The organism is Type-A symbiont of Plautia stali (assembly GCF_059731155.1).
The window spans coordinates 513,588-528,208 of the sequence record NZ_AP035891.1 but is presented as its reverse complement, the minus strand read 5'-3'; the positions used below and the strand labels follow the sequence as shown (position 1 = coordinate 528,208).

General features: G+C 56.8%; 10 protein-coding genes, 1 tRNA gene and 6 pseudogenes. 8 read left to right on the top strand and 9 right to left on the bottom strand.

From position 1 onward, the window contains the following. Positions 1-8: 8 nt before the first annotated feature. Entirely contained in the window at positions 9-2,504 is a 2,496-nt protein-coding gene (treY, locus tag AC6I8M_RS02770) for a malto-oligosyltrehalose synthase (RefSeq protein WP_498013660.1), read from the bottom strand. Beyond that, positions 2,501-4,159: pseudogene (gene treZ / locus AC6I8M_RS02765) on the bottom strand (malto-oligosyltrehalose trehalohydrolase). The gene treY and the pseudogene treZ overlap by 4 nt, the downstream one beginning before the upstream one ends. A gap of 424 nt (positions 4,160-4,583) precedes the next feature. On the opposite strand from treZ, the gene AC6I8M_RS02760 reads away from it, so the two are divergent. Then, positions 4,584-4,793: a CsbD family protein gene (locus AC6I8M_RS02760; protein ID WP_010618848.1), complete on the top strand. Its 210-nt coding sequence runs from the start codon at positions 4,584-4,586 to the stop codon at positions 4,791-4,793. Between the two features lie 186 nt (positions 4,794-4,979). Here AC6I8M_RS02760 and AC6I8M_RS02755 read toward each other — a convergent pair whose 3' ends face one another. After that, positions 4,980-5,864, bottom strand: coding sequence for an IS110 family RNA-guided transposase (locus AC6I8M_RS02755; RefSeq protein ID WP_498013404.1), 885 nt, complete (start codon positions 5,862-5,864; stop codon positions 4,980-4,982). A gap of 425 nt (positions 5,865-6,289) precedes the next feature. Between AC6I8M_RS02755 and AC6I8M_RS02750 the strand changes: the two genes are divergently transcribed. Further along, the gene (locus AC6I8M_RS02750; protein ID WP_041387173.1) at positions 6,290-6,805 is read left to right on the top strand and encodes a GNAT family N-acetyltransferase; all 516 of its coding nucleotides are present in this window, start codon (positions 6,290-6,292) and stop codon (positions 6,803-6,805) included. 127 nt (positions 6,806-6,932) lie between these two features. Next, positions 6,933-8,168 carry an alanine transaminase gene (gene alaC, locus AC6I8M_RS02745; RefSeq protein WP_498013659.1) on the top strand — a complete coding sequence of 412 codons (1,236 nt, stop codon included), beginning with the start codon at positions 6,933-6,935 and terminating at the stop codon, positions 8,166-8,168. 42 nt (positions 8,169-8,210) lie between these two features. Here the strand turns inward: alaC and ypdK are convergent, their stop codons facing one another. Then, entirely contained in the window at positions 8,211-8,282 is a 72-nt protein-coding gene (gene ypdK / locus AC6I8M_RS02740; protein ID WP_006120362.1) for a membrane protein YpdK, read from the bottom strand. A gap of 202 nt (positions 8,283-8,484) precedes the next feature. Next, positions 8,485-8,919: pseudogene (locus AC6I8M_RS02735) on the bottom strand (HlyD family secretion protein); the annotation flags it as partial. Between AC6I8M_RS02735 and AC6I8M_RS02730 the strand changes: the two are divergent. From AC6I8M_RS02730 to AC6I8M_RS02715, 4 genes and pseudogenes are all read left to right on the top strand, one after another. Then, a pseudogene (locus tag AC6I8M_RS02730) lies at positions 8,915-9,346 on the top strand (IclR family transcriptional regulator domain-containing protein); the annotation flags it as partial. The pseudogenes AC6I8M_RS02735 and AC6I8M_RS02730 overlap by 5 nt on opposite strands. A gap of 7 nt (positions 9,347-9,353) precedes the next feature. After that, a pseudogene (locus AC6I8M_RS02725) lies at positions 9,354-9,801 on the top strand (universal stress protein). A 9-nt stretch (positions 9,802-9,810) separates the two neighbouring features. Next, a pseudogene (locus tag AC6I8M_RS02720) lies at positions 9,811-10,593 on the top strand (hypothetical protein). Between the two features lie 255 nt (positions 10,594-10,848). Beyond that, positions 10,849-11,130 (top strand): hypothetical protein, encoded by a 282-nt coding sequence (locus AC6I8M_RS02715; RefSeq protein ID WP_010617455.1) that lies wholly within the window; start codon positions 10,849-10,851, stop codon positions 11,128-11,130. 72 nt (positions 11,131-11,202) lie between these two features. Here the strand turns inward: AC6I8M_RS02715 and AC6I8M_RS02710 are convergent, their stop codons facing one another. Continuing rightward, positions 11,203-11,331 (bottom strand): hypothetical protein, encoded by a 129-nt coding sequence (locus tag AC6I8M_RS02710; RefSeq protein ID WP_022548115.1) that lies wholly within the window; start codon positions 11,329-11,331, stop codon positions 11,203-11,205. A 282-nt stretch (positions 11,332-11,613) separates the two neighbouring features. Next, positions 11,614-12,813: an MFS transporter gene (locus AC6I8M_RS02705; protein ID WP_010617456.1), complete on the bottom strand. Its 1,200-nt coding sequence runs from the start codon at positions 12,811-12,813 to the stop codon at positions 11,614-11,616. A gap of 252 nt (positions 12,814-13,065) precedes the next feature. Between AC6I8M_RS02705 and AC6I8M_RS02700 the strand changes: the two are divergent. After that, positions 13,066-13,494: pseudogene (locus AC6I8M_RS02700) on the top strand (VasL domain-containing protein); the annotation flags it as partial. 34 nt (positions 13,495-13,528) lie between these two features. Here AC6I8M_RS02700 and AC6I8M_RS02695 read toward each other — a convergent pair. Together AC6I8M_RS02695 and AC6I8M_RS02690 are read right to left on the bottom strand one after the other, a co-directional pair. Beyond that, positions 13,529-13,603: transfer RNA gene (locus tag AC6I8M_RS02695), tRNA-Arg, on the bottom strand. A gap of 88 nt (positions 13,604-13,691) precedes the next feature. Next, positions 13,692-14,621, bottom strand: a complete 930-nt coding sequence (locus AC6I8M_RS02690; RefSeq protein ID WP_058948656.1) for a formate/nitrite transporter family protein — start codon at positions 14,619-14,621, stop codon at positions 13,692-13,694.

Genomic DNA, 14,621 nt, shown 5'->3' with positions numbered 1-14,621 from the left:
CGGGGACGCTACTGGCTAATCAGCACCAGCGGTGCGCTATAGCTCACATTGTCCAGCGTAACATCGTCATTAATCACTACGGTCTCGCCGGTCAGCACATTGCGATAGTGGCGATGCGCCAGCGATTCCGGCAGTGCCAGTCGGGTATGACTCCACTGTGCACCATTGAAAATCAGCCGTGGCGTAATCACCAGCAGCGCGTAGTCGCTGTCCTGACGGGCAAAGGCGATCACTTTTTCCGCATGTTTGCCCGATGCACTGAGCGGTTGATAATCACCGAAGCGGAACAGCTGTCCATGGTCGCGGCGCAGATGCAGCAGGCGCGCAATGATCTGCTGCTTCAGCGGGCCGCTCAGCCAGTCCTGCTGGCTGGCGAAATCCGGCGCGGCGTGGACATCAAGCTGAGCCGTCAGCTGAGAGAAATCCGGCTCGCGCCGGTTATCCGGATCGACCAAGCTGAAATCCAGCGCTTCGCAGCCCTGATCGATATCCGGCACGCCCGGCGCGGTCAGTTTGATCACCGTCTGACTCAGGCTGTTAACCAGTCCGGCACGGATGAACGGCTGCAGCGCGTGGCTGAAGTCCTGCAGGAACGCCGGGTTGGTGGGTGACAGCAGCTGGCGGGCATACTCCAGCACGGCGTTTTCATAAGCTTCGTTGCTGTCCGCCCAGTCGGTGCGTAACTTCGCTTCGCGCAGGGCTTTTTCCACAAATGGCAAAAAGCGATCGCGCAGCGCGTCCAGTGCCGCCGTGTCCTCCGGCTGCAGCGTGGTGGGCCAGACGCCCGCCAGCGCTTGGTACAGCATCCACTCTACCGGCGGTTCGGGTGCCGGTCCGTCCGCCAGCGCGACCACGTGCGGCTGGTTCATCTGGCGCCAGCGCGTCACGTTCTCCGCCCACAGCGCCGGCGCTTCGCTCAGGGTATACAGCCGCGCGCGTGCATCCTCGCCGCGTTTGGTATCGTGCGTGGACGTACCCGACAGCCCATCCGGCTGATGGCGCAGTCGGGTTTGCATTTCGCTGTGGAAGCGTTCGAGCGAAAACGCGTGCGGCAGCGGTTCGGCACCCACTTCGTTGATCGCCAGCGCCACGTGATTGCGGAAAAAGAGTGTATCTTCGACCGATTTCGCCATCAGCGGGCCGGTCAGCTGCTGGAAGCGGGCGCGGAATTCCGCCGCATCTTGCTCGCCCTGTTCAGTGATTGCACCCAGCAGTAATGCCTGCAAAAAGCTCAGCGCCGCAGGCGAGGCGCTGTGTTTAACCTGCTCCAGCACCTGTAATAGCAACGCTTCGCCTTCCAGCGGCATACCGGCTTTCCTGCCGTAGGTGCGATACACCGGGAAGGCGATCAGCAGTTCGCGCAGCGCCACGTGCAGCTCAGCCTCACTGAAGTTGCGATGCACCAGATCGGCTGCCTCGGTAGCCAGCGCCAGCAGGCGGCTGAATTCCCCGGCAAAGTTGCGATCGACCATCAGTTCACGCGCCGCACGCAGGCCAGCCGTCACGTCGTTACTTTCGGCGGATACCGCTTCATAGGCCAGATGCAGCATATCGATCTGATTATCATCAATCAGCGCATGCGACAGCGCGGCGATAAACTCGTAACCGGTGGTGCCGGACACCGGCCAGTCGGCAGGCAGCTGTTCCCCGTCAGCAAGAATCTTCTCCACCGTGATATAGCACGCGTCGCCAGCGGCCTGACGCAGCTGTTGCAGATAGCCGAGCGGATCGGCCAGCCCGTCAACGTGATCGATGCGCAGCCCGCTCACCACACCGCTGTGTACCAGTTCAAGAATCAGGCGATGCGAAGCCGCGAACACCTCTTCATCTTCGACGCGCACGCCGACCAGCCCGGTAATTTCAAAGAAGCGGCGGTAGGAGAGCGCGCTGCGCGCCTCACGCCAGTTCATTAGCTGCCACGGCTGTTGCGCATGCAGTTCCGCGATGGCCGCGCGATCGCGCAGCGCCAGCACTTCGTCTTTACGCTGCTGCCAGCTGGCGGGCGTCAGCGGATAATAACTATCGTAATAGACCAGCGCCGGATTGCCGCTGTGCGGATCGGCCTTGATGCTGAGTTCATCATTGGCCAGCACGCGGTCAAAATCATCGCCGAGGAACGGCAGCGTCAGCCTGCGCGACCAGTCGATATCAAAGTAGCGTGCGTAGCGGCTGGCTTCCCCGTGTTCAATCACATCGCGCCACCAGGCATTTTCCAACGACGCTGCCATGTGGTTAGGCACAATATCGAGGATCAGGGCAATCCCGGCCTGCTGCAGCGCCGCGCTGAGGCGGTCAAAACCGGCGCGTCCACCAATCGCCGGGTCAATCTCATTGGCATCGGTGACGTCATAACCGTGCGTCGAGTCGCGCGTGGCGGTAAAGATCGGCGAGGCATAAAGATGGCTGATGCCCAGCTGCTGCAGATAGGGCACCAGCTGCGCCGCGCGGTCAAAGGTCATGCCGTTGCGGAACTGAATACGGTAGGTTGCGGTTGGAATACTCATTGCGCTGCTCCTTTTGCCAGACGCACGATGAGAGAGTGCTGCGGCAGCTCGCCGCTTTCCTGTGGCCACGCAAATAGCGTCTCGCCGGGCATAGCGGGCAGCGGCTGGCTCTGCTGTCCAATATTCAGCGCCAGCGACAGCTGGCCCTGCGGGAACTGCCAGCTGACGGCGACAAAGCCCGGTGCGGTGCGCAGCACTTGGCCGTTATGCCTGCGGGCATCCGGCAGCAGCGGCACGATGTGCTACTGGCGCAACGCCAGCAGCTGGTGCGTGAGCGTCAGCCACGCCTGGCCTGCGGGATGATCCACTTTGCTCCAGTCCAGTTTCGAACGCGTGAAGGTCTCTTCAGCGTTGGGATCCGGAACCGTATCGTCATGACCGGCGTGACCGGTAAATTCGCGCGCACGTCCTTCGCGCACCGCTTTCGCCAGATCGCCGTGGAAATCGGTAAAGAACAGGAACGGGTTGGTTTCACCGTACTCTTCGCCCATAAACAGCAGCGGAATATGCGGTGACAGCAGCAGGGTGGCCAGCAGCACTTTGGTGCGTTCGGCACCGGCCAGGCTAATCAGACGTTCGCCCTGTGCGCGATTGCCCACCTGATCGTGGTTCTGGATAAAATCGACAAACGCGACCGGCGGCTGGCCTGCGCTGGGTACGCCGCGCCGCTGGCCACTCTGTGGCGACAGCTCGCCCTGATAAGCAAAGCCCTCCGTGAGAATGCGCGCGATTAATTTCTCCGGTACGTCGGCGAAATCCTGGTAATAAGCGTGCGTCTCGCCGGTGGCAAAGACATGAATGGCATTATGAAAATCGTCGTTCCATTCCCCACTGAACAGCGGCGCGTTGCAGTCAGCATCGCGCGGATGAAGGAAGATCACGTTGCGGCTGTCTTCGGTGGTGAGATGGATCGGGCGGTGGTGGATCTCCTCGCGAATGCGCTCGGCAATCTCAATCAGTACGTGCTTGCTGGACGTGTCCTCAATCTGGTCGATGGCATCGAAACGCAGGCCGTCGAGGTTAAACTCTTTCAGCCAGTAGAGCGGCGCTTCGACGATATAACGCCGCGCGGCGTCCACATCGTAAGCAATCCCGGCGCCCCACGGCGTCATACGCTCCTCATGGAAAAAGGCCGGTGCCAGCAGCGGCAGGTAATTGCCTTCCGGACCAAAGTGGTTGAGCACAATATCCAGCACCACCGACAGTCCCAGCGCGTGCGCGGCATCGACAAAGGCTTTGAAATCATCCGGTGAGCCATACGCCGAGTGCGGCGCATACAGCAGAACGCCGTCATAGCCCCAGCCGCGCGTGCCACCAAACTGCGATACCGGCAGCACTTCGCTCATGGTGATACCGAGGTCGGCCAGCGCGGGGAGTTTTTCGATAGCCGCGTGGAAGGTGCCTTCGGCGGTAAAGGTGCCGATGTGCAGCTCGTAGACCACCGTTTCGTGCCACGGCCGTCCCTGCCAGTCGCGCTGCTGCCAGGCATAATGGTGTGGGTCGATGACCAGAGAAGGGCCGTTGACATCGGCGCGTTGTGCCCGCGCGGCCGGATCGGGCACCGTGCTGCCATCGGCCAGCTCGTCGTGATATTCGCTGCCGTGACCAGGCCCGCGCAGCGTCAGGCTGAACCAGCCATCCTGCTGCGGCTGCATGGCATGCTACTGACCGGGTGCCCAAAGGCGAAACCGCACGCTGCCGTCAGCAAGGATTTCAGCACCCCAGGATTTTTTCAACGTTGTGGATTCCATTCTATTGCCTCGTTAAGCCCCGCACGGGGAATGGACGACATCAAGCGATTCGCGTTCCTTAAAACCATTTACTCTCTGAATACAAAAGACTAAATGCCTTGGTAGCAAACGGGTACGCAGATAAATCACTGAGTACTTTGAAAAATCATAGCCTATATTTTCAGATTTAATTCCCGCTGCGCTTTAAACAGTACCGTTACGTAAATTTTCCGATTTGTTCGCTTAAGCACCTTTTAATCTCAGTCATAGGCTACGCTTATCTCTGCGCAGTTAACCGATGCGCGAAATAATGCCAGGCGGCACTGTCACCTAAATGAGGAGAACACTGATGAACAAAGATCGTATCAGCGGAAACTGGAAGCAGTTCAAAGGAAAAGTGAAAGAGAAATGGGGCCAGCTTACAGATGACGATTTAGACGTAGCCGAAGGGAAACGCGATCAATTAGTCGGCCGCATTCAGGAGCGCTACGGCTACGGTAAAGATCAAGCAGAGAAAGAAGTCAAAGAGTGGGAAGATAGTAATAAATTTAACTGGTAGTGTTGGTTATCCCCGGTACACTGATGTGCCGGGGTTTTGTTATTTATAATGGCACTATTTTCGATCTGGATAAAATATCAGGCATGTCTTGCTTTGATTTCTATGTTATTTAAGACATAAATATGCTTTCGTATTAATCACTCCTGTAAAAAAATCCTTCGCCCCCTGTAGATACCGTCTTGCCGGTTACCTGGCAAGACATATTTCGGCATCGAACGGACGACCCGACTTCAGCACACCATAAGCCAGCTGCAGCAGCTTCTTCAGCAAACTTACCGCCGGATTCCACTTCATCGCCACTATCGCTGGCATGTACAGGGCCTTGCGCATCGCGCTGTTGCCCATCTTCGATATCCTGCTTTTGCCCTTCCACTCACCGGACTCCTGCCGCATCGGATTCAGCCCCACCCACGCCACAAGAGCCTTGCTGCTGCTGAACCTCGACATGTCCCCCATATACGCCAGCATCGTGCTGCCCAGCACGCCCGGGATGGACTCCAGCAGTTCCCTGTTCTTTTTAAGGCCCGGGTCATTGTCAATATGGTCGTTTATTGCCCGCTTCGTTTCGTCTATCTGCGCATCCAGCGCCGCAATGACCACGCGGATTGAGGGCTGCACCACCGCATCCGATACCTCCAGCCGGTTCTCTTCCATCTGCCGCATTTCCTGAAGATTCGTCAGGCGCTTCACCAGCGCTTTCAGCCTGCGTTCATTCAGCGGCGCCGGCTGCCACAGCGATGGACCGTGCAGTTTACAGTAGCGCGCTATCATGCGCGCATCGTCTTTATCCGTCTTATTCCGGCTCAGCTCGGCCTGCCCGAAGCGCCTGATGCGCGCAGGATTTTCCACGCTGACATCATAGCCTTCGTCGTGCAGGAAGGTGGCCAGCGGCTCACTGTACGCGCCGGTAGCCTCCATGCAGATATGGCAGCAGCCGAACGGCTCCAGCCATTTTTTCAGGGCGATAAAGCCCTTAGGGGTGTTGGGAAAGACTTTGGTTTTGTAAGACGTGTCGCCTTTCCAGACGGCCACATCAAACTTTCCGGAGGCAATATCAATGCCGACAGGCATACGGGTTTGTATAGATTCTCCTTAACAGCACAGGGAAACCGCCATGACCATCCTTATGGATGCGTGCTCGGGGCACAGGATACCGTCCGGTCTTGAAGGCGGGAGTTAAGTTGCCGGGGATGAATCCACAAAGCAGGCTTTATGCCCAGGGGTCGCCCCCATCTCACCAGCAACTTCCCGATGATCAGTCGGGGATCATCATACCCGGAGGAGAATGATCGGGATATAAGGGTCGCCATTTATGGCGACCAGATCCACCCGTAACATCCGACCATGAAGGGGAGCAAAGCAAATTATCCGGTATGAAACCTGAAAAGAGGAAATCCTGAGTGCTAAAAAGAGGATTGATGAAAGCGTGCCCCGGTCACTGGTTGTTACGGATGCGGTTTGCTATGTTGCCGTAAGCACAACAGCGGAGCGTGGCCATGCAATTACTCACCCCTCGTTTGTCCCTCAGCCGGTTACAGCCGGAAGACTGGCAGATTTTCAAAGCGGTACATGAAGATGCCGCAACCATGACTTGGGTGAGCGAGATCCCCGATGAAAACGACATCCGCCAGCGCTTTAACGAGCGGCTGGCACCGTGGCAACCCAGCAGTTTTCACATGCTGTGCCTAGTGGCGCGCCTGCGCGACAGCGGTGAAGCGATTGGCCTGTTTGGCTGCAGCGCCGAGTGGCATCCGTATCGTCAGGCCGAAGTGGGTTACATGCTGCGCCACGCCTGTACCGGTCAGGGCTACGGCAGCGAAGCGTTGCAGGCGTTGTGCACGTTCCTGCTGCAGGCCGACTTCCACAAACTCAAAGCGCTGGTGATTGAGGGCAACTGGCCGTCGCGGCGCATTCTGGAAAAGAACGGTTTCGCGCTGGAAGGCACGCTACGCGATAATTACCGGCTCAACGGCCAGTGGGTAAACGATTGGGTGTTTGGGCGCTTAAACTAGGCAGGCTAAGAAAATTTGCCGTCCCCCTCGACAATATTGTTATCAGCGCGTTATGTTCTTGTTTCGGTCACGGCAGTGACCAGCGTCGCTCGGACGGTCCGGGCGCTAACGTAATCCAGAGGACATCATGGCTGATAACAGCACACCCCGTCGTTTCTCGCGTATTGAACGTCTGCCCCCGTATATATTTAACATCACTGCTGAATTGAAGATGGCTGCGCGCCGGCGCGGCGAAGACATCATCGATTTCTCCATGGGCAACCCGGATGGCGCGACACCACCGCACATCGTGGAAAAACTCTGTCAGGTGGCACAGCGTGAAGACACGCACGGCTACTCCACCTCGAAAGGGATTCCGCGCCTGCGCCGCGCCATTTCGCGCTGGTACGCCGAGCGTTACCAGGTGGATATCGATCCGGAATCCGAAGCTATCTTCACCATTGGCTCGAAAGAGGGCCTGGCGCACCTGATGCTGGCGACGCTCGATCACGGCGACACCGTGCTGGTGCCCAATCCCAGCTACCCGATTCACATCTACGGTGCGGTGATCGCCGGCGCGCAGGTGCGCTCGGTGCCGCTGGTAGCGGGCGTCGATTTCTTCAATGAGCTGGAACGCGCCATCCGTGAAAGCTACCCGAAACCGAAGATGATGATCCTCGGCTTTCCGTCCAACCCGACATCGCAGTGCGTGGAGCTAAACTTCTTCGAGCGCGTCATCACGCTGGCGAAACAGTACAACGTGCTGGTCATCCACGATCTGGCCTACGCCGACATCACCTATGACGGCTGGAAAGCACCGTCGATCATGCAGGTGCCGGGCGCGCGCGATGTGGCGGTGGAATTCTTTACCCTGTCAAAAAGCTACAACATGGCGGGCTGGCGCATCGGCTTTATGGTCGGCAACAAAGAGCTGGTGGTGGCACTGGCACGCATCAAAAGCTATCACGACTACGGCACCTTCACACCGCTGCAGGTGGCGGCGATTGCGGCACTGGAGGGCGATCAGCAGTGCGTGCGCGATATCGCCGAGCAGTATAAACGCCGGCGCGATGTACTGGTGAAAGGGCTGCATGAGGCGGGCTGGATGGTCGATCTGCCGAAAGCATCCATGTACGTCTGGGCGAAAATCCCCGACCATTACGCGCATTTAGGCTCACTGGAATTCGCCAAGCGGCTGTTGCAGAAGGCGAAAGTGTGCGTCTCGCCGGGCATTGGCTTCGGTGACTACGGCGATACCCACGTGCGTTTTGCCCTGATTGAAAACAGCGATCGTATTCGTCAGGCGGTGCGTGGCATTAAAGCGATGTTCCGCGCCGACGGTATTTTGCCGGGAACGGTAAAAGCGGTGGAAGAAGCAGAGTAAATACAAATCGAGGCGACTGAGCGGTCGCCCCGGCTGGCGTCTTTACAGCATCAGCACGAAGGTGCCGACCCAAAGTAAGACGAAGAAAGAGATTCCCATCAAGGCGTATTTCACAAAACAACTCCTCTGAGCGGTTACAATGATGGCGATCCCAAACCAGCGTAACCCGAACAGAATAAGAGAAAGGTGGAGTTCATCATCGCTACACGCTTTCTACTCAGGTCGCTTCGGGCTGCCCCGAAACAGGATCGAGCGCTAATTTACGCGGAATCGATCCGAAAATAAATAGGTCACTTCTGAGAAGTTGCTCACATTTTCATCGGGTCTCAATCTGCGGAATCGCCGACATGCCGACACGTAATTGCGCCAGATCGCTCTGATGAGGAGCCAGCACAATTTTCACCGGCAAACGCTGAACCACTTTAGTGTAGTTGCCGGTGGCGTTATCGGGGGCAATCGCGGAAAACGTGGCGCCGGTAGCGGGGGCGATACTGTCAACATGACCGGTGAAGGTCTTGCCGGGCAACGCATCAATCTTCACTACCACTCTCTGGCCCGGACGCACATCCGCCAGCTGCGTCTCCAGATAATTGGCGGTGATGTAAGTCTGCTGTAGCGGCACCACGGCCAGCAGACGCGTACTCGCGCTGACCCAGGCTCCCACGCGCACCGAACGCTGACCCACCATGCCATCCACCGGCGCAATAATACGCGTATAGGAGAGATTCAGCCCGACCTGGTCGACGCTGGCGATTGTCCATTACGTGGTGGCCACGCGTGAGCTGCGCGTGGTGCCACATATCAGCCTGAATCTGCCGCTCTACAGCACGTCCGGTGGCCGGGCGCTGCTGGCGCTGGAGAGCGACGAAGATGTGCGGGTGATGGTCAGCGAAGCCTATGCAGAACTGACGGAAATGACGGTAAAAACGCTGCCGCAGTTGCTGATGCTGATTGCGGAGGTGCGCGCCAGCGGACTGGCTATCGATCGCGGCGAAACGCTGGAGGGCATTTCCACTATGGCGGTAGCGATTGATACGCTGTTCGGGCGCTTCTCGATCTCACTGCTGGTGCCGACGGCACGTTTTCACCGCCAGGAAGCGCATTACCGGACGGCGCTGATAAAGTGTAAAGAGGCGCTGATTCGCGAAATTGGCAAAATAACTGCTGCGGAAGGATAACCGACTGATGAAAACCTTGCTGATGGCCATCGATAACTCACCGGTGGCGGAAAAAGTGATCGCTCTGACCATTGAGCAAGCGCTGGCGCAACAGGCGCAGGTCACCGTGCTGTGTCGATCCTGCTTATTCGTCGTGCAATCAGCCGATTGAGATCGACGCCGGTGAAGACCCGGACGATTTTGTCGTGGCGCAGGATGAACAAAACACGGCTGAAATGGTGGTACGCCATGCGCTGGTACCGCTGCTGCGCGCTGGCATTGACGCACGCGGGCTGATTCTGGCCGGTGAAGCGGCGGAAACCATTGTGGCGCAGTCTGAGGCGTTGCACGCCAGTATGATTATAATGGGCCGTCGTCACCTGTCGCCGCTCAACCGCCTGCTGAAAGGCTCGGTGAGTGCGGCAGTGATTGAACGCGCCAGCTGTCCGGTTTTAATTGACGTTCGCAAGGATTAATGTCACTCCATGTTCTCGCTTTTCCCGCTCACGCTGGCCGCTTTTGTGCTGCTGGCGATCATCATCGTGGTACTGCTGCGCACCACCGCGCTGCGCGTCTGACAGGGTGTCCTGCTGTTTTTGCTGCCTTTGCTGCTGGCCAACCTGCTGTGGTTTAGCTGGTTGCATCCGGGTCAGGAGCGCGAGGCGCTGGCGGCGCAGGTGGCTACCCAACTGAGCGACGCGCCGGGTTATATCGCGTGCTGAAAGTGCAGGAGCCGGCACTGTGGCAACTGCTGAATCGCGAGCTGCAGCATAAGCTGGCAGAGGGCGTACCTGCAGAGCAGGCGCTGGGCGATATGCGCGGCTGGCTGATAGATTTGGTGAATCAGCGCATGGCGTGCGCCAGCGATGCTGCGATCATCAACTACATCCGCGTTTCGGTGCAGGATACGCAGCGCTGCTTCCGTTTCCTCTATCCGCAGGTCAGCGGTGGGGTCAACCTGCAACAGGTGCTGTCGCCGGAGCTTAATCAGCGTGATGGTGAAGCGCTCGAGGCACTGCTGCAAAACAGCACTGGCGATGAACTGGCGGTGGATCAGCCTCAGGCGCAGCGCGATCTGCAGCGCGTGGTGGAAATAACTGTATGGCAAGTGGGGCGATAAGCTGCAGCAGCTGAATATGCCGGCGGATACGGCGGTGGATCGCGGCACGATGTGTGCGATGTCGATTGATATTTACAGCGGAATTCTCGCATTGCCGGACAAACAAGCGGCCAATCTTTTGCGTAAGATGGTTAGCCTTACCGGATAACGGGCGAAAAAAAAGCCCGCTCAGCACGAGCATAAAGTTCACTTTCAGTATGTCTTTTTGTGGGTATCACCTGGTGTGGTGCAGACTTCGTTTTGTCTGAAGTCATCTTCTCACTGCTGATGTGATAAGGAAAACCGTTTGGTTTTATTTATTTTATTGGCGAAAGCTTTGCTTTAATCGGACATTTCGCGTCTTTTTTCTATAGAGGCGTGTGGCGTTGCCTTTTACACTGCAACGTCTGATGAGGACACCCTAATGAATAAAATGCTTATTAGCGCGTTAGCGCTTTTTATGCTGGCCGGTTGTCGTGTCAGCAAACCCGGGGGTTTTGAGCGCGTGGATGAAGATGCCCGTTCAAATACCGTACAGTATCGTTACGATCCACAGAAGCTGGATAAAGATGCGCTGGAACTTGATCTGGCGAATTACTGTAACCAGCGCGGCTTCGATAAAGTCGAATCGCTTCCGGCGCAGGACAGCCATTTGCTTGGCCTGAAGAAAGTCTGGTATCAATGTAATTACGCGGTGAAAAGCTAAAAAATAAGGGCGGGATTCATTCCCGCCCTTTTTTCCATTTTTTTATTATGTGCTGTGTGTGCTATTGCCCAATTACCAGTGACGATAGCCGCCGTGCCCGTGACCCCAGCCTGGACCGCGTCCATGGTCGTGCTCGATAATACACCCGCTTAGCATGGTAATAATCGCCACCACCGAAGCGACTTTTATTAACTTCTTCATGGAGAGTCCTCCTCTTTTCCAATGAGGCCAGATTAACCGGGAAAAGTGGAGTGAAGATGCAGTGAATGTAGAGTTATTTCCGCAATTATTACCAGATGTGTCAATTAAAAGCTAAAAGTGACAAGGCGGGAAATAAACCAATCGGAATAAGCTGAATAGAGCCTGATAATAACCCGATTACTCTGAAATGCAAGGTTAAATAACAGTCATTCTCAACGCGTGATCAATTCTGTGGCCAGCTGAAAAAAGCCTGCCGTGCATTTACACTGCAGGGTGGGTGAATTAATTATGTAGTGCCGGCGCGACCAAGTTTTGACGATTTGGCAGACGGATACTGAGCGACAGCACCAGCGAGATCACCAGCAGCGTCATAATCAGACTGAAGGTCACGGTGAAGCTGCCGAACACCGAAGCCACTAGCGTGCCGAGCACGCTACCGATGCCGAAGCCGAGATAGATCAGGCTGTAGTTTTTGGTCAGGTTGTTGAGGCCGAAGAAATCGCTGACCAGCGACGGGAAGACGGTGATGGTGCCGCCAAAGCTGAACGCCACGCAGGCCAGCGACAGGAAGAAGGTGGTCTCATTCATGTGGGTGAACAGCAGGATGCTCATGCCGCTTAGCGAAACCAGCTGTGCCAGCGAAATTACCCGGATGCGCGCCATTTTGTCCGACAGCACGCCGAGAATCAGCCGTCCGCTCAGGTTGGCAATGGCAATTACCGTCACCGCATTGGCCGCCGTTTGCGTGCTCAGGTGCACCATGCCTTCACCAATATCTTTTGCTACGCCAATCACATACAAACCACTCATGCAGGCCGTAAGGAACATCAGCGCCAGCATCCAGTACTGCGCCAGCGTAAACTCCTGTGTGGCCTGCTGCTGACGTGAACCGGTCTGCTGTAGCGGCGCATCGCGCATCATCAGGGCACCGGCAATAATCATCGTCATCGCCAGCACACCCCAAATCACAAAGGTATTTTCCAGCCCCTGAGTGCTGAGCAGCGCGCCACAGATAAATTTAAAGCCGAGACTGCCGAAGCCGTAAGCGCCGATCGAACAGGCCGAAATCAGCCCTTTGCGCTCCGGAAACCACTTCACGCAGTTAGAGAGCGTCATCAGATAGCCCGCGCCATCGGCCAGCCCGACCAGAATGCCGGCGCTCAGATACAGCATCATCAGGTTGTCAGCATGGGCGGTCAGCCAGAAGCCAATCGCCATCAGAATGCCTGCACCGATGGTGACATTGCGCACGCCAAAGCGCTCCTGCAGCTTGCCGGCCAGCGAGGAGGCAATCGCTAGGCCAAGACTGAGCAGACCAAAGGAAAAAGCCACTTGGCTGACCGGCGCATCCAGCTTTTGCGCCAGCTGGCCGTTAAACAGGCTCCAGGTATAAACCGAACCGAGCGCGAACTGGGTAATGATAGTGCCTGCCAGGGTAAGAATACGGACACGCTGATGATTAGGGGTAACGGCTGTTGTCATTTTTCTCTCTCCCATCCGGGAATACGGAATCTGCAGCGATAATAAGTCTCACGCGGGCGCGGGTGGCGCGGACGGGCGTGAACGGAGCGGGAGACGGAATGAAATGTTGCGAAACCGGTATGAATGGCATTGCGCCTTTGCTTAAGCGCAGCGCGGATGTCGTCACATGAAAAGGCATTGCGACAGGTGAGCATGTGTAACAGGGTGTTTTAAGCGCAGCAGTTATCTCGCCTGGAGTAACTCGCGCCCGACTGGAATATTGCTTACGGTCAACAGCTGGTGGAGCAGGCGCAGGCGCTGTGGCCGGAACAGACGGGTTCGTTATCAGCACGGTGGCAGCATCAGCTTGAGGCCAGCACGTTGCCAGCGCAAAACTTTGAGGTCTGGCATCAGGGGATGATGAAGCTGGCACAGTTGAGCGAGCGTCTGAATGGGCTGGATGAGCAAAAAGGAAAATACATCACGGTGAGTGAGCTGAAGTCCTCGGTATTTGGCATGATGACCCGTTTTCAGCAGGCTAAGCCCATCGAGGAACAATTGCGGCAAATTCACTCGCTACCAGCCAGTGCGCCCCAGCGGCAGCAGCTTATCCGCCAGCTCGAACAGCACCTGCGATCGCAGATTTACACCTTGTGGCAGATGAAGAACAGCATTGAGGTGACAGAGGGAGAGGACCAATAAGCGAAGCGGTCAACCAAAGCAGAAGAGGTGTTACTGGTGTCCCCTGCAGGAATCGAACCTGCAACTAGCCCTTAGGAGGGGCTCGTTATATCCATTTAACTAAGGAGACGTGCGGCGCGCAGTATAGCGCACCGTGCAGGGGATTTTAACCGTGGGCCGCCTGTTTGCTCAAAGTGTCAGCAATCAAGCGGTTGCGATCACGCTTTTTCCTGATCTTTCTGCTTTTTCTGCTGCTCTTTACGCTTTTGTTCGGCTCGCGCTTTGGCTTTGGCCGCTTCGCTCATGTCGTTACGGATCTGCGCGTGACTGATCAGAGCAAAAATCAGCGTTCCCCCGGTAATGTTGCCCAGCAGGGTGGGCAGTGCAAACGGCCACAAAAACTCCTGCCACGGCAGCGTACCGGCAAACACCAGATACAGCACTTCAACCGATCCGACCACAATGTGTGCCAGATCGCCCAGCGCCACCAGCCAGGTCATCATCACGATCACCACAATTTTGGCGCCGCCAGCGTAAGGAAACATCCATACCATGGTGGCGATAATCCAGCCCGAGATCACCGCGTTGGCAAACATTTCGCCCGGCGTGTGCTCCATCACTTTTTCGCTGATGGCGGTGAAGGCCTGGCGCGTGGCGTCATCAAAAATCGGCATATGATTAAACGCCAGCGCGCCCAGCGCGGTACCAATCAAATTGCCGATCAGCACCACGCTCCACAGCCGCAGCAGCATAAAATTGCCGCCGGTGGGTTTATGCATCACCGGCAGTACGGCGGTGACGGTATTCTCGGTAAACAGCTGCTGGCGCGCCATAATCACGATGACAAAACCAAAGGTGTAGCCGAGATTCTCCAGCAGATAGGCGCCGGGCACGCCAGCGAGGTGCACCTGAAAAATGCCTTTCGCCATCAGCGAGGCGCCCATCGATAAGCCGGCGGCAATCGCTGACCACAGCAGTGCCATGCCATCGCGTTCCAGCTCCTTTTCCCCGTCCTGTCGAATCTCTTCATGGATCGCCGCAGCCCGCGAGGGCAGGGCGTCTTCGTCCACTTCGATATCCGTTCTCTGTTCTTTTTCTTCACTGTCCACGTCATTGTCATGCGTGCTATTTGATGGCGATGGCTTCAT